Origin of the sequence: Donghicola sp. (assembly GCF_025210255.1) — a bacterium.
Taxonomy (GTDB): domain Bacteria; phylum Pseudomonadota; class Alphaproteobacteria; order Rhodobacterales; family Rhodobacteraceae; genus Donghicola; species Donghicola eburneus.
This window is the reverse complement of sequence record NZ_JAOARZ010000011.1, coordinates 51,251-73,242: the sequence shown is the minus strand read 5'-3', so window position 1 is coordinate 73,242 and position 21,992 is coordinate 51,251. Positions and strand designations below refer to the sequence as shown.

Genomic DNA, 21,992 nt, shown 5'->3' with positions numbered 1-21,992 from the left:
CTTTGGTCACCATGCGCCCTGTTGGACGTAATTTTCACCACAACCCAAGCGGGAACTATCCGTTAGTATTATACACACTTTAGTACTTGTTTCACCCCCTTGGGGTAGGCTCTGTATCTCTCCTGTTGGGATATACTATCATATCTTTCAAGTATTTAAGTGTCTCCACGCAAAGAGCGGTTTGCGAACATTGCGGTAAGCAGCGCTCTACCTTCGCGCTAACGTCAAAGCATCGAACAAGATGTCACGATCAACTAACTAAGCGGATGCCCCACCAGTCGGGACCGCATCCGTGGAGACCCCGAGATGACGCTAGGTTTAACAACCAAAGGCTCAATCAGCGAAGACGCTCTCGAGATCACGAGTGATAGTTTTGGTGCCCGCTACGTTAGCTTCCGCAGTTTTGGTCAATTCGACGACGCGCTGTCCCAGACCGACCTAGGTATGGTCGTTTGGCCCGGCGGCACCATGGCAGAGAAGAACCCCGAGCGGTTCGGCTTTGAGCATGACGGCCTCTACAACTCGGCCGCTCTGGGCAATAAGCCTGGCATCGACGAAATGATGGAATACTGCGTGGACAAGGGTCTGGGCCTGACAGTTGTTCTGCCAACCGCGCGCTACACCGATGATCACGATCTGCTGCGTACGCATCTTGGCGATTTTCTGGACGATCTGTACTCGGGTGCCCACGGCGCCCTGCCCGACACTCTGATCTTTGAAGTTGGCAACGAATATTACGCTGTGTTCGACGGCGCGGATGAACTGGAAAAGTCCGCCAACTACGCAGAAATCGTAAACGTCTACAGCGAAGTCGTTCTGGAAAAAGAGGCCGAGTACCCCGAGGTCGCTGGCAAGGTGGACTGGAACGTCCAGCTGGGCCGCTCGGTTGAGTACACCGAAGAGATCCTTGAGAACCTGAGCGAGGACTCGATCATCATGGCAGACGCCGTGGTGCACCACCGCTTTGCGATCACCCTGTCCGCCTCGGAAAGCTCGGTTGACGATGTCGCCGCCAGCCTCGAAGCATGGGAAGAAGAAGCGAACGCATTGGGCCTTGATCGTCCGTCGCTGTCCCTGTCGGCCTACAACACCGCCTCCCTGTCGCGTGTCGAAGCAGCGCACAGCTTCCTTTCGACCGCCGAAGGCAGCAAGTACGACTTCGACGATCTGGATCTGGACGGCCGCTCTCATCTGGCGTTCGAACAGCACTATCAGGACATGCTGGACTACCGTCCCTACGGTCTGGAACAGGGCGAGCATCTGCTGCAGATGTTCTCGGAGTACCAAGCGCTTGGCACCTCGTCCGCAGGCGTCTACGGCTGGGACCTGACCCATGCGGGCCGCTCCAGCTACGTTGGCACCGATGGCGACACCTATGTCTTTACCGCTGGCTCCATGCAGGACATGATGGCCGAAGCTCTGGAAGACACCAAGGTTCTGGATTGGTATCAGGACAACGACCTGAAGTCTGACAGCGCCGTCACCACCTTTGGTTTTGACAGCGAGGACAAGCTGGTCATGTTCATTGTTGCGCCCTCGAAATTCGAAGGCGACGTGTTCACCGCAGACATCGCACTGGATGGTCTGGGAGAGATCAAGGAAGTCTGGGGCCAGAGCCTGCGCAGCGAAACACCGGACAACTGGAAAGACCTGTTCGACGTGCCCAACCTGCCCGGCGTCAACCAGACCCCCGAAGCAGAGACCTATGCCTTGGGCATCCGCGAGAACTTTGCCCCCGAGGTCAAGAACGGCGCAATCGAGCTGGACTTCACCCAGCCCGCACAGATCATCCGCCTGACCTTTGCCCGCACCGAAGAAGGCGCGGACGCGATCGACGCATGGCACAAGGGCGGCAGCACCGAACTGGATGGCACCGACAGCGACGGCACCGAAGCGACCTTTATCTTCCGCGAGGATCCCCTGCCCAAGATCGAGATCGACGAAGACGACGCGAACGATGACGATCAGAACGATGGTGGCGACGAAGGCAGTGATAGCGACGACGGCCTTGGCTTTGCAGGTCTTCTGACGACTGTCCTGCTGAGTCTGGTGGGCGCAGGCATCTAATTCACCCAAACAGAATTAACGAATGCCCCGAATTCTGCGCCGCGGCGGAGCGATTTCGCTCATTCATTTCTGCAATACGACGGGAAGAAATCGTAAGGTTTTCCATACCCACTTACGCAAATAGCCTGTTTTCATTCGATTTTTGCAACAAAGCAAAACCTGCCGTTGCAATAAATCTTAACAGCATAGCGTATTTGTGGTTTACTTTATTCCAAGACAGCCGCTCATGCATGGGAGGGGGCCGTGATAGGCCCCCTTTCGTGTCAGAGCGCCAGAAACTTATCTTCCAGATAGGAAAGTAAGGGCTCGGGGCTGATGTCACCGCCAATGGCGCGTTCGATCACTTCGCGCGGGGCGTAGAGCGCGCCATGCTGCTGTACCTTCTCCTTCAGCCAAGCCTTCGCGGGCGCGGTATCCCCCTGCCCCAGCGCCGCATCCAGATCCGGCACATCGCGGCGCATCGCTGCATTCAGACAGCCCGCATATACGTTCCCCAGACTGTAGGTCGGGAAATATCCGAACAGCCCCACGGACCAGTGCACATCCTGCAGCACCCCATTCGAGGGTTTGTCGACTGCATAACCAAAGTCCGCCTCGAACCGGTCATTCCAAGCGGCTTCCAGTTCGCTGACCTGCAGATCGCCACTGAACAGCGCCCTCTCCAGATCAAAGCGCAACATGACGTGCAGGTTATACTGCACTTCGTCCGATTCAGTCCGGATACAGCCGTTATGAACGCGGTTCACCGCCCGATAAAAAGCCTGCGCGTCGCTGACGCCGATATCCCCAAACCGGTCCACCATCCGGCCATAGAGCCAACCGGTAAAGGCTTCCCCGCGTCCGATCTGGTTCTCGTAAATCCGGCTCTGGCTTTCATGCACGCCCATCGACACGCCGCGCCCCAAGGGGCTGAGCAGGTATGCACGGTCGATGTTCTGCTCGTAGCAGGCATGACCAACCTCGTGGATGGTCGAATACAGACAGTTGAACGGATCATCTTCGGACGTCCGCGTGGTGATCCGCACATCCAGACCACTGCCAGAGCTAAACGGATGCACCGCCTTATCGATGCGCCCGTGGTTCAGATCATAGCCAAAGGCGACAGCGACTTCTTCGGCCAGCGCCATCTGGATCGCAGGATCAAAGGACCCGCTCACCTGATCGCTCTGCGGCTTTGCCAGCACTTGATCACGCAGGGCCACCAGACGCGGCCGCATGGCGTCAAACAGCGCGGCGATCTCGGCACTTGATGTACCTGGCTCGTAATCCGCGAGCAGAGCGTCATAGGCGATCTCTCCACCCAAGGCCGCAGCCTCTTGGCGGCGCAGATCGACCACTTCGGCAAGCGTCGGCAAGAACGCCGAGACATCCTCGTTGGCCCGCGCTTTGGCCCAAATCCCTTGGGCGCGGCTCGTAGTCCGCGCCAACGCCTCGGCCAGATCGCCGGGGACCTTGGTGGCCCGATCATAGCTGCGCTTGACCTCACGAAACATTGCCTTTTGCACATCATCCGCAGGTTCGGCAGCAGCCAGCCACTCGCCCACGCGGGGATCGCAGCGACGGGCATGGAGCACGGATTCCAGCGCTGCCATTTCCTCGGCCCGCTGATCAGCAGCGCCTTCGGGCATCAGAACCTCTTGGTCCCATCCGGTGCGCCCCGCGACCTCGGCCAGAGCCGAGGTCTGACGCTGAAACGCCATCAACGCGTCATATGCAGACATCACAGACCCTCACGCACACTGGTGGAGACAGGATAGCGCGACATGAACCGCGCCCGCAGGATCAGTACCCACAGCGCCACCGCGCCCACTTGGTGCAGGATCGCCAGATACCAAGGCGAGCTGTGCATCACAGTCACAATCCCCAGCAGCATCTGCAGCACCAGCATCGCGAACACGACGGTAAAGGCCCCGCGGGTCTTGGGATACGCGCTCTTGCGTCCCTTCAGGAAGACAACGACGCCAAAGATGAACAGCAAGTACCCGGACATGCGGTGAATGAACTGCACAGTGCCATCGTTCTCAAAGAAGTTCCGCCACACAGGCTCAAGGCTCAGCATATCCGGCGGGGTCCACGATCCGGCCATCATCGGCCAATCAGGGTAGTTCCGGCCCGCGTCAATGCCAGCCACCAACGCCCCCAGCAAAATCTGCAGAAAAGCAAAGTGCAGCAGACCGGTCGACATCCCGAACAGCTTCTTCTCACCGCCGCGGCGCGCCTGCAGAAGATCGCGCGGCTCGCGCCCCAGCTCAAACACATACCACGCAATAAACCCAAGGATCACGAACGCCAGACCAAGGTGCGTTGCCAAACGGTAGCTGGCAACATCCAGCATCTCGCCGGTCAAACCACTGGCCACCATCCACCAGCCGATGGCGCCCTGCACACCGCCCAACGCGCCAACGAACAGCAACCGTCCCGTCCAACCGGGAGGAATACTGCGCGTCGCAGCAAAGCCGAGGAAGCCCAAAGCCCAGACCAGACCGATGGTCCGCCCCAGCTGCCGGTGCCCCCATTCCCACCAGTAGATCGCTTTGAATTCGGACAGGGTCATGCCCTTGTTCTGCAACTGGTATTCAGGGATTTCCTTGTACTTGGCGAATTCGGACTCCCATGTGGCCGCATCCAAGGGCGGCAAGGCACCGGTGACGGGCTTCCATTCGGTGATCGACAGCCCGCTATCGGTCAGACGGGTCAAGCCGCCCACCGCGATCATCGCCATCACCATGACAAACAAAAGCATCAGCCAGATCCGAACGGCGCCCCGCGCGCCGCGGCGGGTCCGGTCAATGGACCCGACGGCGCTGGTCTGCACCGCCTCTTTGCTGTCTACCTCTTCGAAAATACTGCGCTTTCCGCTCATGGACCTACTTCTCCAAGTTTCGAGCGGACATTAGGGCGCAAGCCCCCCATCTTCAAGCAAACCGCCTGCCCGCATTCAGCAGACGCGCCAGAAAACCGCACCTGAAAGGTACATTTTCCAAAACGCCAAAGGGGGCAGCGCATGCCACCCCCTTCATCTTGGTCAAAATACCCACGGCTCAACAGCGCAACAGGAACGCAAGCCGCAGAATGGATCACACCAGACGGGCACCGCTGGCAGGATCAAAGTACGTCGCCTTACCCAGATCGAACGCGAATTGCGCGCGGGCGCCGGGGCGCACTTCGGTCTCGGCCTGCAGACGCGCGGTGACCTCTTTGCCGCCCAAACGCGAGACCACATAAGTGTCCGCACCGGCAGGTTCGACCACGTCCACATGCACGTCGGCCAGTTCCAGATTGTCACCCTGACGGCTGCCCGGATCGGTGATGTCTTCGGGGCGCAGGCCGATGATCACGTCTTTGGGCAGGTCCACACCGCGTCGATCGGTCAGCACCAAAGGCGCCTCGCCGTCACGGGCGATCTCGATGCGGCGCGCATTGCCGTCGGTCGAAACCTTGGCGGGGATCAGGTTCATCGCAGGGCTGCCCATGAAGTCCGCCACGAACAGGTTCGCAGGCTGGCGGTAGATTTCCGCAGGCGTTCCGATCTGCTGGATGATGCCGTCCTTCATGACCACGATCTTGGTGGCAAGGGTCATCGCCTCGATCTGGTCGTGGGTCACATAGACCATCGACGCATGAATATCCTGATGCAGACGCTTAATTTCAGTACGCATTTCCACACGCAGCTTCGCATCAAGGTTCGACAGAGGTTCGTCGAACAGGAACAGCGCGGGGTCACGGACCAGCGCACGGCCCATCGCCACACGCTGACGCTGGCCGCCCGAAAGCTGGCTGGGCTTGCGGTTCAGCAGCTTTTCGATTTGCAGTTGTTTCGCCACTTCGGCCAGCTTCTGGTCCTGCACCGATTTGTCGACGCCGCGGACTTTCATACCAAAGGTGATATTCTTGGCGACCGACATGGTCGGGTACAGAGCATAGCTCTGGAACACCATCGCGATATTGCGGTCTTTGGGGCTGACATTGGTCATGTCCTGTCCGGCAATGTTCAGCTGACCGCCAGTGATCGGTTCCAGACCGGCGATACAGTTCAGCAGCGTGGACTTGCCGCAGCCCGAGGGGCCGACCAGCACCAGAAAGTCACCCTTTTCGATGGACACGTTGATGTCCTTGAGGATCTCGGTCTGGCCGTAGGATTTGTACAGGTTTTGAATGTCGAGAATAGGAGCCATGGGGGTTATCCTTTCACCGAACCGGCGGTGAGGCCGCGGATGAAGTACTTGCCGGCGACGACATAGACGAGCAGCGTGGGCAGAGCGGCGATGATCGCAGCAGCCATATCCACGTTGTATTCCTTAACGCCGGTGGTGGAGTTGACGATGTTGTTGAGAGCCACGGTGATGGGCTGGGTGCCCGCCTGGCTGAACGACACACCAAAGAGGAAGTCGTTCCAAATTTGGGTGAACTGCCAGATGACCGAAACCACGATGATGGGCAGCGACAAAGGCAGGAAGATCGAGAAGAAGATCCGGAAGAAGCCCGCGCCGTCGATCTTGGCCGCTTTGACCAGTTCAGCAGGAATGGTCACATAGTAGTTGCGGAAGAACAGCGTGGTGAAGCCAAGGCCATAGACCACGTGCACCAGGATCAGACCGGGGATCGAGCCTGCAAGGCCAAGGATACCCAGCATCTTCGCCATGGGCAGCAGAACCACCTGGAACGGGATGAAGCATCCGAACAGCAGCAGAGCAAAGATGATGTTCGCCCCGCGGAAGCGCCACTGCGCGACCACATAGCCGTTCATCGCGCCGATCACAGTGGAGATCAGAACCGCCGGAATGGCCAGCAGGATCGAGTTCCACATATAGGGCTTCAGGCCCTCGCACTGGATGCCGGTACAGGCGCCGGACCATGCTTTGGCCCACGCGTCAAAGGTCACTTCGCGCGGCAGGGCAATCAGGCTACCCGAGCGGATTTCATCTAGGCTTTTCAGCGATGTGGTGACCATCACGAAAAGCGGGACAAGGTAGTACAGGGCGAACAGTCCCAGCAGGACATACAGGCCCCAGCGCAGGGCGATCTTGCCCCACGGGCGGGATGCGCCTTGGGTTGCAGACAGATCAGTCATTGCGGGTTCTCAGTTCAGAATAGAGGTAGGGAACAACGATGGTGAACACGACGAGCATCATGATCATGGCAGAGCTTGCCGCCTGCCCCAGATCCCCGCGCGAGAACGCCATGGCGTACATGTAGGTCGCCGGCAGGTCGGTCGCGTAACCGGGGCCACCATTGGTCATCGCAATCACGAGGTCAAAGCTTTTGATCGCGAGGTGCGACAGAACAATGAACGCGGACAGGAAGATCGGCGCCATCGAAGGGATGATGATCGCGGTATAGATACGGGTGGTCGGGATGCCGTCCACTTGGGCCGCTTTGATGATCTCGGTATCGACCGAGCGCAGACCTGCAAGAAACAGCGCCATCACGAAACCAGAGGCCTGCCAAACAGCGGCGATCACGATAGTGTAGATGGCGTAATCAGGGTTCACCAGCCAGTCGAAGGTAAAGTTTTCAAAGCCCCAGCCCTGAACAACTTTTTCCAGACCCAGACCGGGGTTCAGGATCCATTTCCACGCGGTGCCGGTCACGATCATCGACAGCGCCATGGGGTACAGATAGATGGTGCGCAACACGCCTTCGGTGCGGATCTTCTGGTCCAGCAGGATCGCCAGAAGCAGACCCAGCACCATCGAAATCACGATAAACAGCGCGCCGAAAATATAGAGGTTGTTCATCGCGACATCCCAACGGGGCGCGGCGAACAGACGGTCATACTGCTGGAAGCCTTCGATGTCGTATTTCGGCATCAGGCGGGATTTGGTCAGCGAGATCCATCCTGTCCAGGCAATGAAGCCATAAACAAAGAGCAGAATGGCAATAAAAGTCGGGGCCAGTACCAGCTTGGGTACATGGCGTTCAAGCCAGAGGGTCATTTTGGATTGCTCCTGACGAAAAGGCCCTCCGCGCTTTGGCGCGCGCGAAGGGCCGTAGTTCAGGGGTTACTGGACAGCCGCGACTGCGTTGACCAGCATTTCGACTGCGTCATCAGACGACATGTCAGAGTTGAAGTGGGCGGTCACAACGTCGGTGATCGCACCCGATTGCGCGCCGCGCAGAGCCATGCCGTGCGCGTAGCTGGGAAGCAGCGAGCCGCTTTCGCTCGATGCAGCCATTTCTTCGCTCGAGGTGTGGGCGCACATGTCGAACTCGTCCAGCGAGACGTCGGTGCGCACAGGGATCGAGCCCTTGTTCAGGTTGAAGACTTTCTGGAAGGACGGACCAACGATCAGTTTCGCCAGCAGCGCCTGACCTTCTTCTTTGTCCGCGCCGTCCACGTCGAACATCGCAAAGCTGTCTACGTTGTAGAGGTAGCCTTCACCGGGGGTCGACGCGCAGAGGAAGTCCTCGCCGGGGGTTTTGCCCGCTGCCAGGAATTCGCCTTTGGCCCAGTCACCCATGATCTGGAACGCCGCTTCGCCGTTCATGACCATCGCGGTTGCCAGGTTCCAGTCACGGCCCGAGAAGTTCGCATCGACGTAGCCGCGCATTTTGCGCATCTGGTCAAAGACGGCCTTCATGGTGTCCGAACCCAGTGCTTCCGGGTCCAGCTCGACCAGAGCTTTGTGGAAGAACTCGGGGCCACCCAGACCCAGAACAACGGTTTCAAAGACAGTGGCGTCTTGCCATGCCTGACCACCATGTGCCAGCGGGGTAATGCCAGCGGCCTGCAGTTTGTCTGCGGCTGCGTTGAACTCTTCCCAAGTGGTGGGCATTTCGATGCCATTGTCCGCCAGCACCTGAGCGTTTGCCCAGATCCAGTCAACACGGTGGACGTTTACGGGCGCGGCGCACCAAGTGCCTTCGCACTTCATGTGCTCTGCGATCGCTGCGGGCAGCACGTCAGCCCAACCGTTTTCCTCTGCAACGGCCGAGATGTCCGACAGAACGCCCTCTTCGTACCATTCCTGAATCGCGGGGCCCTTGAGCTGAACCGCTGCGGGCGCGTTGCCCGACAGAACACGGGCACGCAGCGCGGTCATCGCCGCGTCGCCGCCGCCGCCTGCAACGGGCATGTCGGTCCAGGTGCCGCCGTTATCCTTGAATTCCTGCTGCAGAACAGCAACCGACTTGGCTTCGCCGCCCGAGGTCCACCAGTGCAGAACTTCTGCCTGAGGCTCCGCGACAGATGTGGTTGCGAGTGCGCAAAGAGCCGCGGTCGCGGCTGCAAAAACTGTAAACTTCATGATTTCCTCCCATCGGCGCCCCAGATCATTGTAGGGCGTGAAGTGCACAAATTGTTGCGCCCCTATGCATCAGGCGCAAGGCCGCCACACGGTAGCTGCATGACATTTCGAGAGCCTTTGTTACCGTTTGTTACCCAACAGACCGCCATTTTGTTACAAAGCGTTACGTCAGCCCTGCAGGTTCCGCTAGACAGGGCCCTATTCGCCCGCCATTTTCGCGAGCCAAGCAGGGAGAGGCCCTTAAATGACGATACCCCGTTTGCTCGTTGTCGATGATGACACCGAACTCCGAGAGATGTTGACCAAGTACTTTCAGGGACAGGGCTTTGCCGTGTGCCCCGCCGCGACGAGTGCCGAAATCAGCGCGGCGATGGAACGCTACCGGATCGACTTGATCCTCTTGGACGTCATGCTGGGGGATGAAAGCGGTCTGGAACTGTGCACTCAGTTACGCGCCGAACAGGACGTGCCGATCATAATGGTGTCCGCGCTATCCTCGGACAATCAGCGGATGCAGGGCTACGCGGCAGGCGCCGATGACTACGTGGCCAAGCCCTTCAACCCAGACCTCTTGGCCGCCCGCGTCAAAGCGGTCCTGCGGCGCGGGAACCGTGCGGCATCGCTCACCTATCGCCGATCCGCTGGCACCTACCGGTTCGAGGGTTGGTCTCTGGACGCCCGCACAGGCGAAGTTCGCGCGCCCGGTGGCTATCTGGTGTCCTTGTCCCGCCGCGAGGGCGCCCTGCTCAAGGCCCTGCTCGCCAACCCGATGATCCCGTTGAAACGCGAGGAAATCGCCGAGGCTTTGGACCCCGACCGCGATCCCCAGCGCGTCATGGACGCCGCCGAAGGCCGCGCTATCGACGTTCTGGTGGGCCGTCTACGCGGCAAGCTGGAAGCCAACCCCAAAGACCCCAAGCTGATCCGCACGGAACGCGGCGTCGGCTACGTGCTGGCCTGCGAGGTCACGCAGGAATGAAGCTGCTGCCGTCCCTGCAGGCCAAGACCGTCAGCTGGATTTTGACGGGTACTCTGGCAGGGCTGATCACGGGCGCTCTGTGGAACGGCAGCCAGCAGGCGTGGGAACGCTATCTCGACCGCGCAGACTACACCGGTCAGCAACTCTATGGCGCGCTGAACGATGGCGCGCCCCTGCCCGCTGGCGTTTACCTGACCGAAGTCACAGCCCCGCCGCGCGGTGTGGGCCGTGTGACCGAAGCCTCAATCCTGCAAAGTCTGTGGGACGAGGATTTCGGCGGCGCGCGCTTGTTGATCCAAGTCCATGATCCTGACCTGAGCTATACGCTCACCGATCTGCCGCCATTTTCCCTGCCGCCCCAACAGCTTGGTGCCATGACCCGTAAAATGGCGCGCCTGTGCGGGGACCCGACCCTCTATGCCCGCGCCGAAGGCGGCAGTTGGGTACGGGTGAACGCCCCAGACATCTGGTCCTGCGCGGCGGCGCCCAATGACCTGCGCCTGCCCCTTGGCCTTGGGTTTTTGCTTTTGATCGTGACATTGCTAAGCCGCAGCACCGAAGTCACAGGCCGTCTGGGCCGGTTGGCGCGCATCTTTGCCAACAATGGCGCAGGCGGGACCGCCATGCTGCCCACCGAAGGCCCGTCAGAGCTGAACGAAATCGCAGGCGCGCTGAACGCTTCTATCGCCCAAGAGCGCGAGGCGCTGGAAAAACGGGCCGAGGTTCTCTCTGCCATCAGCCACGATCTGGGCACGCCTGCCGCGCGTCTGAAATTGCGCACTGCCTTGATCGGGGACGCGACCTTGCGTCAGAAGATGGAGGGCGACATCGACCAGATGATCGCTATGGTCGAAGGCGTTTTGTCGTTCACTCGCACAGAGTTAGACGCCGAAGCGGCACAACAGATTTCCTTGACCGCACTGGTGGAGTCCATCGTGGACGACTACGAAGATTTGGGCCGCCGTGTGACTTGGGCCCCGGTGGAATCAGAGGTGCCAGAGGTGCGCCATTCCGTCTTCGGGGTCGCGCCCCGCGACACCGGCCTGCCCGAACCCCGCACCAGCCTGCGCGAGGCACAGCGCGTGCTGGTCGTCGCCCGTCCGCTGGCATTGCAACGGGCCATCACCAATCTGGTCGAAAACGCCCTGAACTACGGGCGCCGCGCTACGGTTCGGATCGAAAGCCACGCGGACGAGGTTTCGGTCTTGGTCGAGGATGCGGGTGGATCAGGGCTTTCCGCGCTGGAGATAGGCGAATTGATCGCCCCTTTCCGCCGCGGCGCGAATGCGGGGCGCGCTGCGGGCAATGGCCTTGGGCTGAGCATCGTGCAGACCGTGGCGCGCCAGCACAACGGATCGCTGACCTTTGAAGAAGGTGCCGAGGGGCTGGTCGCGCGACTGACCTTGCGCCGCGAATAGAGCGCCAGCGCCTTTGGACGGGCGAAGGGACGCTCCGCGGGGGGTATTTTCACCAAGATGAAAGCGGAAGCGCGCTGCAGCTTCCAGCGGGGCTTGCAAGCAGCGGTCGCTCCTGCCACTGAATTCCCTGTAAGAACAAAGGAAGTGTTATGTCTGTGCGCAAAATCATCATTGATACCGATCCCGGACAGGATGATGCCGTGGCGATCCTGCTGGCGCTGGCCAGCCCCGAAGAGATCGAGGTTTTGGGGATCACGGCTGTGGCGGGCAATGTGCCGCTGCACTTGACCGAAAAGAATGCGCGCATTGTGTGTGAGTTGGCGGGCCGGACAGATGTGCCGGTCTATGCAGGCTGCGATGCCCCGCTGGAGCGCCCACTGGTCACCGCTGAACATGTGCACGGAAAAACCGGTTTGGACGGCCCCGACCTGCCCGATCCGACCATAACGCTGGCGGAGGGGCATGGGGTGGATTTCATCATCGACACCCTGCGCGCAGAGCCTGCGGGCACCGTGACCTTGTGCCCCTTGGGACCGCTGACGAACATAGCGCAGGCATTCAACAAGGCGCCAGACATCATTGAAAAGGTGCAGGAAATCGTCCTGATGGGCGGCGCCTATTTCGAGGTGGGGAACATCACTCCGGCCGCCGAGTTCAACATCTACGTGGACCCAGAAGCGGCCAAGATTGTTTTTGGTGCGGGCTGCCCGATCACCGTCATGCCGCTGGATGTGACCCACAAAGCGCTGGTCACCAAAGACCGCAACGACGCCTTCCGCGCGCTCGGCACCAAGGTGGGCGTGGCCGTCGCGCAGATGACCGATTTCTTTGAACGGTTCGACAAAGAGAAATACGGATCCTCCGGCGCACCGCTCCATGATCCTTGCGTCACGGCCTATTTGATCCGGCCCGACCTGTTTACGGGACGCCATATCAATGTCGAGATCGAAACCGGCAGCGAACTGACCCTCGGGATGACCGTTGCCGATTGGTGGCGCGTGACAGACCGCGCGCCGAATGCCATGTTCATGGGCGACATCGATGCGCAGGGCTTTTTCGACCTGCTCACAGAAAGGTTGGCCCGTCTATGAGTGCGCAGCTCACGCTTGCTGTTTCCGAGGATTATCCCCGTCTCGCCCCCTTGATGGAGGCGCTCGACATCGAAATCGGGGTTGCCCACGATGCCGTGGCCCGCGAGGCGGCCATCATGCCCTTGCTCGAAGGGTCGCCGCTCGGGGCGGTCTATATCATCGGGCCGACCCGCGCGCCCATCGGGTTTCTGGTGATGACCCTGACGTGGTCGCTGGATTACGGGGGCATCATGGCCTCGGTCCGTGAAATCTATGTGCGCCCTGGCGTACGTGGCCGCGGGATCGCGCCAGAGGCGCTGACGGCGCTGGTTGCCCCCCTCCGTGCGGGCGGTGTGCGTGCCTTGGGGATCGAGATTGATCCCAGCAATAGCACCGGCCAGAGCGTTTATGCCCGCGCGCTGTTCCAGCCGCGCCCCAGCGTGTCGATGATGGTACGAAAGCTGTAGAGCCCTTTTGCAGGGCTGCTCTGGCAAAATCGGTGTCCGGTGCATAGGTTCTGTCCTAGCGAAAGGACACCGTCATGAGCTTGCACATTCCATTCGATAACAGCTACGCCCGTCTGCCGGACCGCTTCTTTGCCCGCCAAGGGGCCGCGCCCGCGACCGCGCCAGAGCTTTTGGCGTTCAACGCGGGGCTCGCGCGGGAGTTGGGGATCGGCTTTGACGAAGACCCCGATGCGCTGGCCGCTGCGTTTTCAGGTGTCGCGCTGCCGGACGGGGCCGAGCCGCTGGCGCAGGCCTATGCAGGACACCAGTTCGGCGGATTTTCCCCGCAGCTCGGGGATGGTCGCGCGCTGCTCCTCGGCGAGGTTTTGGCCCCGAATGGCACCCGCTATGACATCCAACTCAAAGGGTCGGGCCGCACGCCTTTTAGTCGCAACGGCGATGGCAAGGCATGGCTGGGTCCGGTTCTGCGCGAATACGTGGTGTCCGAGGCAATGCACGCTTTGGGCGTGCCCACAACGCGGGCCTTGGCGGCTGTGGCGACCGGCGACAGCGTGATGCGGCAGGCCATGCTGCCCGGCGCGGTGCTAACGCGCGTGGCACGCAGCCATTTGCGGATCGGGACGTTCCAGTATTTCGCCGTGCGCAATGACATCGACGCCCTGCGCACCCTGACCGATTACGCGATCCAGCGCCATTATCCGCAGGCCAAAGGACCGACAGGTCTGCTTCAATCGGTGATCGACGCGCAGGTCAAGTTGATCCCCCAATGGATGGCCTTGGGCTTTATTCATGGGGTCATGAACACGGACAACAGCACCATCTCGGGCGAGACGATCGATTACGGTCCCTGCGCGTTCATGGACGACTACCACCCGCACAAGGTCTTTTCCTCGATCGACCAACAGGGGCGCTACGCCTTCTCGAACCAGATGCACATCGTGATCTGGAACCTTGCGCAATTGGCCAGTGCACTGGTCGCGCTTGCACCAGAGGCCGAGCAGGACGCGGTGGTCGAGGATTACACCCAGCGCATTCACGCCATGCCAGAAGCGCTAGATGCTGAATGGCTGCGCCTGCTGGGCCGCAAAGTCGGCATCGCGGACGCCCGTCCCGAGGACAAAGCCATGATCGACAAGCTTCTCGATCTGATGGCCCATGATGGCGCGGACTTTACCAACACCTTCCGCGCTTTGGCCGAGGGGACCGCACGAGACCAATTCACCAACCGAGAGGCGTTCGACGAGTGGCATGCGGAGTGGCAGAAGCGGACCGCCTCCGAAGAGGACCCGCAGTCGCTGATGGCCTCGGTCAATCCGGTCTACATCCCGCGCAACCACCGGATCGAACAGATGATCGAGGCTGCGGTCGAGGGCGATTTGGCGCCCTTCAAGCGGTTGATGAAAGTGCTGGCGACGCCCTTTACCCCGCAAGACGGGGCCGAGGATCTGACCCATCCGCCGACGGACGACGAAGTGGTGCATCGCACATTCTGCGGGACCTAAGGCGGCCGCATCCCGAAATACTTCCCCCCAGACGCGGGTTTTCCATTGCGTTCTGGGGGGCGGGTCATACATCCATGAGGACAGGGCCAATCACGGCGCGCGCGTTCTGCAAGAGAGTATGATATGGGACAGGCCGACCGGCCCTTTGTGACATTGGTCTATAGTGTGGCTCTGGCTTTGATGGCGGGGTACCTTTTGGTCATCGGCAAACAGATTTTGGTTCCCATCCTGTTTGCGATCATCCTCTGCTATATCCTGCTCGAAAGCGCGCGCGGCATCGGACGTGTGCCCGGTCTGACCCGCAGTCCCACATGGCTGCGGCATATTTTTACCCTCCTCGCCTTTGCGATGGTCCTGACCCTGCTGACGTCGATCACGACAGAAAACGCGCAGGCGCTGGCCCAACGGGTGCCGGAATATGAGATGCGCCTGAATGTCTTTATCAACGACGTGTCAGAGCGCCTGAACTTGCAAGAGCAGCCGTCTTGGACGGCGCTGCGGAACATGATGGGCACGGACATTAACCTAGGCCAGATCACCAGCCGAATGCTTGGCGTGCTGGCCAGCTTTGGTACCAACATGTTCCTTGTTCTGCTGCTGGCGGCCTTTCTGATGCTGGAAAGCGCGGGCCTGAGTGCCAAGGTCACGCGTGCCTTTGAAACCCGCGAACAGTCTGACGCGATCATCAACATCTTTCACCAGATCAACGCGCAGATCGGCCAGTATCTGGCGGCCAAGACGGCGATCAACCTTTGTTTGGGCTTCATCTCTTGGGTGATCATGGCGCTGATCGGCGTGGACTTTGCGATGTTCTGGGCCGTTGTGATCGGGCTGCTGAACTATATTCCTTACGTGGGCAGTCTGATGGGTGTGCTGTTCCCAACGCTGCTGAGCGTCGTGCAATTTGGCGATATGGCGACCACCGTGACCACCGCGATCACCCTAACGCTGGCACAAATGCTGATGGGCAATATCGTCGAGCCGCGCCTCTTGGGCCGTCTTGTGAACCTGAGCCCGTTTGTCGTTCTGGTCTCGCTGGTTGTCTGGGGTAGCCTATGGGGCATTCCGGGCGCATTTCTGGCGGTTCCCATGACCTCGATCGTGACGCTGATCCTTGCGGGCTTTCCAGCCACGCGCTGGATTTCGGTGCTTCTATCCTCCGAAGGAAAGATCTGACCTTTTCCTTGGCGACTTTCCTATGGCACTCTGCGGCCTACGGCGCTATTCGGCCCGCCCGAAAGAGCAGTAACCAACTGGGATCTCTATGACGACTGACAGCATCATCGCGCGCTGCGAAGCCAAGGGCCTTCGGATGACTGGCCAGCGCCGCCTGATCGCAGAGGTTCTGCAGAGCGCCATCGACCACCCCGACGTCGAAGAGCTGTACGCCATGGCGAACGAGCGCGATCCCAAGATTTCTCTCGCGACCGTCTACCGCACGGTCAAACTGTTCGAAGAGTCCGGCATTCTGGAGCGCGTGGATTTCGGCGACGGCCGCGCCCGCTACGAAGACGCCGAGCGCGAGCACCATGATCATCTGATCGACATGACCACAGGACAGGTGATCGAGTTCGTCGATCCCGAAATCGAAGAGCTGCAGGAACGGATCGCCAAGCGGTTGGGCTACCGGCTCAAGGGGCACAAGCTCGAGCTCTATGGTGTTCCAATTAAGAAATCCTGATATATCGAACACGTCTCGTGTTATTTCTTGCGTTTGCGCTAACATTTTCGTAGGTCTTCCCCCGAATGAGGGGGAGAGCCGCTTTGGATAATCTGCGCGGTATTGTGTTGCTTGTGTTCGCGATGGCCAGCTTCGCGATCGAGGATCTGTTTATCAAAACGGCCTCCCAAACCCTGCCCACCGGTCAGATCATTGGTATTCTTGGTATCGTTGGCGCAGTGTTCTTTGCGATTTACGCTCGCGCCATGGGTCACCGCCTGATCCATCCCGATGCCCTGCACAAGACCGTGGTGATCCGCAATATCTGCGAAATCATCGGCACTCTGTCATTTGTCACCGCGATTTCGCTCAGTGCACTCAGCACCTCGACCGCGATCTATCAGGCTGCTCCTCTGGCAACGACCTTGGGCGCGGCTGTCTTCCTGAAAGAGCCCGTAGGCTGGCGCCGCTGGACAGCGATCTTTGTCGGCTTCGTCGGGGTGATGCTGATCATTCGTCCGGGCTCTGAGGCGTTTGAACCGGCGTCCTTGTTTGCCGTGCTGACCGTGATCACTCTGGCGGGCCGCGATGTCGCCACCCGCGTGATCCCCAAACGTCTGTCCACACTCGCAGTGTCGGCCTATGCCTTCTTGGCGATCGGCATCTCGGGATTTGTGCTGATGGTCGCAACCGGCCAGTCCGTCACTCCCATGACCGGAGCCGAGGTTAAGACCGTCTCAGCCGCCATCGTTTTTGCCCTGATGGGCTACTACGCGCTGACCGCTGCCATGCGACTCGGCGAGATGGGGGTGATCATGCCCTTCCGCTATACACGCCTGATTTTCGCAATGATCATCGGCCTGACCTTCTTTGACGAACGACCTGATGCGCTAACATACCTAGGCGCTGCCATTATTATCGCATCCGGCATTTATACCCTTTTCCGTGAGCGCAAACAGAGGCTTACACGTCTTTCCACAGCGTCCAGCACCCGCTAGAACGCAACCAACCAAATCCACCGAGGGACTTTTTATGAGCACCATCATCGATATCCACGCGCGCGAGATCCTCGACAGCCGTGGCAACCCCACCGTCGAAGTCGACGTCATCCTCGAAGACGGCACCATGGGCCGCGCGGCTGTTCCCTCGGGCGCATCGACCGGCGCCTACGAGGCTGTCGAAAAGCGTGACGGCGACAAGTCGCGTTACATGGGCAAGGGCGTTCTGGAAGCCGTTGCTGCTGTAAACGGCGAGATCGCAGAAAACATCGTTGGTTTCGACGCGACCGAGCAAGAAGCCATCGACGCAGCGATGATCGAACTCGACGGCACCGACAACAAGGGCCGTCTGGGCGCAAACGCCATCCTCGGCGTATCGCTCGCTGTTGCCAAGGCGGCTGCCGAATACACCGGCCAGCCCCTGTTCCGCTATGTAGGCGGCACCTCGGCGCGCACCCTGCCCGTTCCTATGATGAACATCATCAACGGCGGCGAGCACGCGGACAACCCGATCGACATTCAGGAATTCATGATCATGCCCGTATCGGCCGCGAACATCCGCGAAGCCGTCCGCATGGGCTCCGAGGTCTTCCACACCCTGAAAAAAGAGCTGTCGGCTGCTGGTATGTCCACCGGTCTGGGTGACGAAGGCGGCTTTGCCCCCGAACTGGGCTCGACCCGCGAAGCATTGGATTTCGTTCTGAAGTCGATCGAAAAAGCAGGCTACAAACCCGGCGAAGACATCTTCCTGGCCCTCGACTGCGCTGCGACCGAATACTTCGAGAACGGCAAATACGAGATGAAGGGCGAAGGCAAATCGCTGACCCCCGCCGAGAACGTCGAATATCTGGCGCAGCTCTGCGCGGACTACCCGATCATCTCGATCGAAGACGGCTGTGACGAGGACGACTGGGAAGGTTGGGCCATGCTGACCGAGAAGCTAGGCGACAAAGTCCAGCTGGTTGGCGACGATTTGTTCGTGACCAACCCCTCGCGTCTGGCAGACGGCATCGCAAAGGGCGTTGCGAACTCCATGCTGGTCAAAGTGAACCAGATCGGCTCGCTGTCCGAAACCCTGAAGGCCGTTGATATGGCCCACCGCGCGCGCTACACCAACGTGATGTCGCACCGCTCGGGCGAAACCGAAGACGCGACCATCGCGGATCTCGCGGTTGCCACCAACTGCGGCCAGATCAAAACCGGCTCGCTCGCGCGTTCGGACCGGCTCGCGAAATACAACCAGCTGATCCGCATCGAGGAAATGCTGGGTGAGACTGCCGTTTACGCGGGCACCTCGATCCTGAAAAAGTAATCACCCCATCCGGTGATCAAATGGTCCCGCTTGCACACCGCAAGCGGGGCTTTTCTTTTGGCCCCGCGCCCCTAAACTCGACCCCATGACCACAGCTGACGAACTCATCGCGCGCCTCGCCCTACAGCCCCACCCCGAAGGCGGCTACTACCGCCAGACATGGATCGCAGACAGCACAGACGGCAAACGCCCCGCTGGAACCTGCATCTATTTCCTGCTCAAAGCGGGCGAATCCAGCCACTGGCACCGCGTCGATGCCGCCGAAATCTGGCACTACTATGCGGGCGCGCCCCTGATCCTCAGCCTCTCGGAATCGGACGAAGGCCCCGCCAAGGATCACATCCTCGGCCCCGACGTCCTGAATGGCGAACAGCCTCAACTGATCGTCCCGCCCCACCACTGGCAGGCCGCCAAAACCACAGGCGACTACACATTGGTTGGCTGCACGGTCAGCCCCGCCTTCCAATTCGGAGGCTTCACCCTCGCCGCCCCAGGCTTCGACATTCCACGCGGCTAACTTTCATCTTTGCTAAAATACTCCGGGGGTGACGGCGCCCCGCGCCGGAGGGGGCAGCGCCCCCTATTCCCCGATCGCCAATGCCCCTGCCGCCGGACGGCTCACAACGCCGCCGCCCACTGCCGCAGGCACACCAGTTGTCCACCGACACGACGTCGGCAAGCCCTTCAATACCCGCACGGCCAAATGCCCAAAAGCCTGCGCCTCGAGCATATCCCCGTCCAAACCAACGTCCTCGACTGGCAAAACCTTCGCATCAATCGCGCCGCGCAAGCCATTCATGATAAACGCATTCTTTCGACCGCCGCCAGTCACGAGCAGCTTGGACGGCACCATTGGACAATGCTCCAGCCCCGCCGCCACACAGCGCACCGCCAGCATCGACAGGGTCGCCACGGCATCAGCATCGGACAGACCATCCACCCGCCCGATCACATCGGCAAAGTCATCGCGATCCAAAGATTTCGGTGGAATGCGATGGAAGAACGCGCGCTCCAACACGTCAGCAATCAGCGCCTCATCCACGACGCCCGTGGCCGCCAAAGCGCCATTCGCGTCATAGGCCTGCCCCAGCCGCGCAAACATCACATCGTTCACGGGCGCGTTCGCAGGCCCCGTGTCGAACGCCAACAACGCGCCCTCTTCCTCGGGCCGGTCAAACCGCGGGTCCACATAGGTGATGTTCCCCACACCGCCCAAATTCAGAAACGCGACCGGCTCCTTGGCCCCGATATACTTCGCGCAAGCAAAATGGAAAAATGGGGCCAGAGGCGCCCCTTCGCCGCCCAAGCGCACATCGGCGGATCGGAAATCCCACACGACCGGATACCCCAGCAACTCCGCCAGAACCGCGCCGTCCCCGCATTGGTGCGTCCCGCGCCCTGCCGGATCATGGGCCAAGGTCTGCCCGTGGAATCCCCCCAGATCAACCGGACCAAAGGGGGCCATCACCTGCGCATGCACGGTCTCAACAATCTCGGCGGCCTCTTCGAAATCCCCGTCCTGCCACTGGCCCAAAGCGGCGCGCAACGTGTCCCGCTGCCAGTCCGTATAGGGCCGATAGGCCGAAGGCCCGAACCCGTGAATTCGCTCGCCATCACTCAGTACAATTGCCGCATCTACCCCATCCAGCGATGTTCCAGACATCGTTCCAAGGGCTCGCAGCACACCAGATTGCTTCATGCGCTTTTCCTCTGCTCGCAACCGCTCTATAGAGTGCCTCGCAACCGTAAAAGGGACAAGTGCAATGACCTACCATCCAAAGTCTGAATTCCTGCGCATCATGATCGAGCGCGGCTATCTGGCGGATTGCACCGACTATCAGAGCCTCGATGACGCGCTGATGGCGGGCACTGTCCCTGCGTATATCGGCTATGACGCGACCGCCGCGTCGCTGCACGTCGGGCACCTGCTGAACATCATGATGCTGCGCTGGCTGCAGAAAACCGGCCACAAACCCATCACCTTGATGGGCGGCGGCACCACCAAAGTGGGCGATCCGTCGTTCCGCAGCGATGAACGTCCACTGCTTGGCCCCGATCAGATCCAGTCGAACATCGACGGGATGCAGCAGGTCTTTGCCCGCTACCTGAGCTACAGCGACGCGCCCAACGGCGCGATCATGCTGAACAACGCCGAGTGGCTGGACAACCTGAACTACCTCGAGTTCCTGCGCGACATCGGCCGCCATTTCAGCGTGAACCGCATGCTCTCGTTCGAATCGGTGAAGTCCCGTCTGGACCGCGAACAGTCGCTCAGCTTCCTCGAATTCAACTACATGATCCTGCAGGCCTATGACTTCCTCGAGCTGAACCGCCGCTATGGCTGTCTCTTGCAGATGGGCGGCTCGGACCAGTGGGGCAACATCGTCAACGGCATCGACCTGACCCGCCGCGTGCTGGATCACGAAATCTACGGCCTGACCTCGCCCCTACTAACCACCAGCGACGGCAAGAAGATGGGCAAGAGCCAAGGCGGCGCCATGTGGCTGAACGCCGACATGCTGTCGCCCTACGACTTCTGGCAGTTCTGGCGCAATACGACGGACGCAGACACCGGCCGCTTCCTGAAGCTCTATACCGAGCTGCCCGTGGACGAATGCGAGCGTCTGGGGGCCCTGCAAGGGTCGGAAATCAACGAAGCCAAGATCATTCTGGCGAACGAAGTCACCAGCCTGCTCCACGGTGTCGAAGCGGCCAAAGCCGCCGAAGCCACCGCGAAAGAGGTCTTTGAAAAGGGCATCGCCGGCGGCGACTTGCCCCGTCTGACCCTGAGCGCCGATGAGCTTGGCGATGGCATCTCGGTCGTGCAGATCTTTGTCCGGTCCGGCCTTGCAGCCACTGGCAAAGAGGCCAAGCGCCTGATCGCCGACAACGGCGCCAAGATCGACGACGAGGCCGTCACCGACGCGGGCAAGCTGATCACTGCAGCCGATCTGTCCAGCCCGCTAAAACTCAGCGCGGGCAAAAAGCGTCACGCCATCGTCGAACTGGGCTAAACCAACCAATCGATCAAGCTGAGCCCCAAGTAGACGGGCACAGCCAGCATGCAAAACAGCCAGAGCGCCCCGATCAGTGTTGGTCGGGGCGCTTTTGCGTGCACGCCCTTTACGGTTTTTTCAGGTGTCTTAAAATTTTCCATGCCGCCATTAACCAATCGTTAAGTTTAGATATGGTTAATGATGTCCATGAACCCTGCATGGACCGATCAGTCAGCCATCCCCCCGGCCTCTCACACGGTTCCCCTGCAGCAAAGC

The 21,992-nt window shown here is 60.2% G+C and carries 19 protein-coding genes; 12 read left to right on the top strand and 7 right to left on the bottom strand.

Annotated features, from left to right (window positions below; all coding sequences use genetic code 11):
- The first annotated feature begins 306 nt into the window (after positions 1–306).
- Positions 307–2,067 (top strand): hypothetical protein, encoded by a 1,761-nt coding sequence (locus N4A58_RS02925; protein ID WP_293707674.1) that lies wholly within the window; start codon positions 307–309, stop codon positions 2,065–2,067.
- Between the two features lie 263 nt (positions 2,068–2,330).
- On the opposite strand, the gene N4A58_RS02920 is transcribed toward N4A58_RS02925, so the two are convergent.
- The 6 genes from N4A58_RS02920 to N4A58_RS02895 all read right to left on the bottom strand — a co-directional run bounded on the left by N4A58_RS02920 (position 2,331) and on the right by N4A58_RS02895 (position 9,314).
- Positions 2,331–3,788, bottom strand: a complete 1,458-nt coding sequence (locus N4A58_RS02920) for a carboxypeptidase M32 (RefSeq protein ID WP_293707672.1) — start codon at positions 3,786–3,788, stop codon at positions 2,331–2,333.
- Positions 3,788–4,930 carry a heme A synthase gene (gene ctaA / locus N4A58_RS02915; protein WP_293707669.1) on the bottom strand — a complete coding sequence of 381 codons (1,143 nt, stop codon included), beginning with the start codon at positions 4,928–4,930 and terminating at the stop codon, positions 3,788–3,790. The genes N4A58_RS02920 and ctaA overlap by 1 nt, the downstream gene beginning before the upstream one ends.
- A gap of 214 nt (positions 4,931–5,144) precedes the next feature.
- Entirely contained in the window at positions 5,145–6,242 is a 1,098-nt protein-coding gene (locus N4A58_RS02910) for an ABC transporter ATP-binding protein (protein ID WP_293707666.1), read from the bottom strand.
- Positions 6,243–6,247: 5 nt separating this feature from the next.
- The gene (locus N4A58_RS02905) at positions 6,248–7,138 is read right to left on the bottom strand and encodes a carbohydrate ABC transporter permease (protein WP_293707663.1); all 891 of its coding nucleotides are present in this window, start codon (positions 7,136–7,138) and stop codon (positions 6,248–6,250) included.
- On the bottom strand, positions 7,131–8,003 hold the full coding sequence (locus tag N4A58_RS02900) for a carbohydrate ABC transporter permease (RefSeq protein ID WP_072706548.1): 873 nt from the start codon (positions 8,001–8,003) through the stop codon (positions 7,131–7,133). Before N4A58_RS02900 ends, N4A58_RS02905 begins: the two co-directional genes overlap by 8 nt.
- A 66-nt stretch (positions 8,004–8,069) precedes the next feature.
- Entirely contained in the window at positions 8,070–9,314 is a 1,245-nt protein-coding gene (locus N4A58_RS02895; protein WP_293707660.1) for an ABC transporter substrate-binding protein, read from the bottom strand.
- Positions 9,315–9,558: 244 nt separating this feature from the next.
- Here N4A58_RS02895 and N4A58_RS02890 point away from each other — a divergent pair, with 244 nt between their 5' ends.
- The 10 genes from N4A58_RS02890 (at position 9,559) to N4A58_RS02845 (ending at position 19,237) form a co-directional block, all read left to right on the top strand.
- Positions 9,559–10,293 (top strand): response regulator transcription factor, encoded by a 735-nt coding sequence (locus tag N4A58_RS02890; protein WP_293707658.1) that lies wholly within the window; start codon positions 9,559–9,561, stop codon positions 10,291–10,293.
- The gene (locus N4A58_RS02885; RefSeq protein ID WP_293707656.1) at positions 10,290–11,711 is read left to right on the top strand and encodes a HAMP domain-containing sensor histidine kinase; all 1,422 of its coding nucleotides are present in this window, start codon (positions 10,290–10,292) and stop codon (positions 11,709–11,711) included. The genes N4A58_RS02890 and N4A58_RS02885 overlap by 4 nt, the downstream gene beginning before the upstream one ends.
- A gap of 149 nt (positions 11,712–11,860) precedes the next feature.
- Positions 11,861–12,802, top strand: coding sequence for a nucleoside hydrolase (locus N4A58_RS02880; protein ID WP_072706552.1), 942 nt, complete (start codon positions 11,861–11,863; stop codon positions 12,800–12,802).
- A complete protein-coding gene (locus N4A58_RS02875) occupies positions 12,799–13,248 on the top strand; it encodes an N-acetyltransferase (protein WP_072706553.1) in 450 nt (149 codons plus the stop codon). Before N4A58_RS02880 ends, N4A58_RS02875 begins: the two co-directional genes overlap by 4 nt.
- 74 nt (positions 13,249–13,322) lie before the next feature.
- Positions 13,323–14,750 carry a YdiU family protein gene (locus tag N4A58_RS02870; RefSeq protein WP_092464384.1) on the top strand — a complete coding sequence of 476 codons (1,428 nt, stop codon included), beginning with the start codon at positions 13,323–13,325 and terminating at the stop codon, positions 14,748–14,750.
- 123 nt (positions 14,751–14,873) lie between these two features.
- Positions 14,874–15,926, top strand: a complete 1,053-nt coding sequence (locus tag N4A58_RS02865) for an AI-2E family transporter (RefSeq protein ID WP_072706555.1) — start codon at positions 14,874–14,876, stop codon at positions 15,924–15,926.
- 88 nt (positions 15,927–16,014) lie between these two features.
- Entirely contained in the window at positions 16,015–16,431 is a 417-nt protein-coding gene (locus N4A58_RS02860) for a Fur family transcriptional regulator (protein WP_072706556.1), read from the top strand.
- Between the two features lie 83 nt (positions 16,432–16,514).
- Positions 16,515–17,408, top strand: a complete 894-nt coding sequence (locus N4A58_RS02855) for a DMT family transporter (protein WP_293707647.1) — start codon at positions 16,515–16,517, stop codon at positions 17,406–17,408.
- A gap of 34 nt (positions 17,409–17,442) precedes the next feature.
- On the top strand, positions 17,443–18,720 hold the full coding sequence (gene eno / locus N4A58_RS02850) for a phosphopyruvate hydratase (RefSeq protein WP_293707645.1): 1,278 nt from the start codon (positions 17,443–17,445) through the stop codon (positions 18,718–18,720).
- 85 nt (positions 18,721–18,805) lie between these two features.
- Positions 18,806–19,237 carry a cupin domain-containing protein gene (locus N4A58_RS02845; protein WP_293707643.1) on the top strand — a complete coding sequence of 144 codons (432 nt, stop codon included), beginning with the start codon at positions 18,806–18,808 and terminating at the stop codon, positions 19,235–19,237.
- A gap of 63 nt (positions 19,238–19,300) precedes the next feature.
- Here N4A58_RS02845 and N4A58_RS02840 read toward each other — a convergent pair whose 3' ends face one another.
- Positions 19,301–20,419 (bottom strand): anhydro-N-acetylmuramic acid kinase, encoded by a 1,119-nt coding sequence (locus tag N4A58_RS02840; protein ID WP_293707641.1) that lies wholly within the window; start codon positions 20,417–20,419, stop codon positions 19,301–19,303.
- A gap of 64 nt (positions 20,420–20,483) precedes the next feature.
- Here N4A58_RS02840 and tyrS point away from each other — a divergent pair, with 64 nt between their 5' ends.
- Complete coding sequence (gene tyrS, locus N4A58_RS02835) at positions 20,484–21,734, top strand: tyrosine--tRNA ligase (RefSeq protein ID WP_072706561.1); 1,251 nt, start codon at positions 20,484–20,486, stop codon at positions 21,732–21,734.
- Positions 21,735–21,992: the final 258 nt, after the last annotated feature.

Excerpts from the sequence above, each read along its gene's own strand:
- ctaA (WP_293707669.1), bottom strand. The coding sequence starts at position 4,930 with ATGAGCGGAAAGCGCAGTATTTTCGAAGAGGTAGACAGCAAAGAGGCG.
- N4A58_RS02890 (WP_293707658.1), top strand. The coding sequence starts at position 9,559 with ATGACGATACCCCGTTTGCTCGTTGTCGATGATGACACCGAACTCCGA.
- N4A58_RS02840 (WP_293707641.1), bottom strand. The coding sequence starts at position 20,419 with ATGAAGCAATCTGGTGTGCTGCGAGCCCTTGGAACGATGTCTGGAACA.
- N4A58_RS02900 (WP_072706548.1), bottom strand. The coding sequence starts at position 8,003 with ATGACCCTCTGGCTTGAACGCCATGTACCCAAGCTGGTACTGGCCCCG.
- N4A58_RS02870 (WP_092464384.1), top strand. The coding sequence starts at position 13,323 with ATGAGCTTGCACATTCCATTCGATAACAGCTACGCCCGTCTGCCGGAC.
- N4A58_RS02905 (WP_293707663.1), bottom strand. The coding sequence starts at position 7,138 with ATGACTGATCTGTCTGCAACCCAAGGCGCATCCCGCCCGTGGGGCAAG.
- N4A58_RS02885 (WP_293707656.1), top strand. The coding sequence starts at position 10,290 with ATGAAGCTGCTGCCGTCCCTGCAGGCCAAGACCGTCAGCTGGATTTTG.
- N4A58_RS02875 (WP_072706553.1), top strand. The coding sequence starts at position 12,799 with ATGAGTGCGCAGCTCACGCTTGCTGTTTCCGAGGATTATCCCCGTCTC.
- N4A58_RS02860 (WP_072706556.1), top strand. The coding sequence starts at position 16,015 with ATGACGACTGACAGCATCATCGCGCGCTGCGAAGCCAAGGGCCTTCGG.
- N4A58_RS02920 (WP_293707672.1), bottom strand. The coding sequence starts at position 3,788 with ATGTCTGCATATGACGCGTTGATGGCGTTTCAGCGTCAGACCTCGGCT.
- N4A58_RS02910 (WP_293707666.1), bottom strand. The coding sequence starts at position 6,242 with ATGGCTCCTATTCTCGACATTCAAAACCTGTACAAATCCTACGGCCAG.
- N4A58_RS02925 (WP_293707674.1), top strand. The coding sequence starts at position 307 with ATGACGCTAGGTTTAACAACCAAAGGCTCAATCAGCGAAGACGCTCTC.
- N4A58_RS02865 (WP_072706555.1), top strand. The coding sequence starts at position 14,874 with ATGGGACAGGCCGACCGGCCCTTTGTGACATTGGTCTATAGTGTGGCT.
- eno (WP_293707645.1), top strand. The coding sequence starts at position 17,443 with ATGAGCACCATCATCGATATCCACGCGCGCGAGATCCTCGACAGCCGT.
- N4A58_RS02845 (WP_293707643.1), top strand. The coding sequence starts at position 18,806 with ATGACCACAGCTGACGAACTCATCGCGCGCCTCGCCCTACAGCCCCAC.
- N4A58_RS02880 (WP_072706552.1), top strand. The coding sequence starts at position 11,861 with ATGTCTGTGCGCAAAATCATCATTGATACCGATCCCGGACAGGATGAT.
- tyrS (WP_072706561.1), top strand. The coding sequence starts at position 20,484 with ATGACCTACCATCCAAAGTCTGAATTCCTGCGCATCATGATCGAGCGC.
- N4A58_RS02895 (WP_293707660.1), bottom strand. The coding sequence starts at position 9,314 with ATGAAGTTTACAGTTTTTGCAGCCGCGACCGCGGCTCTTTGCGCACTC.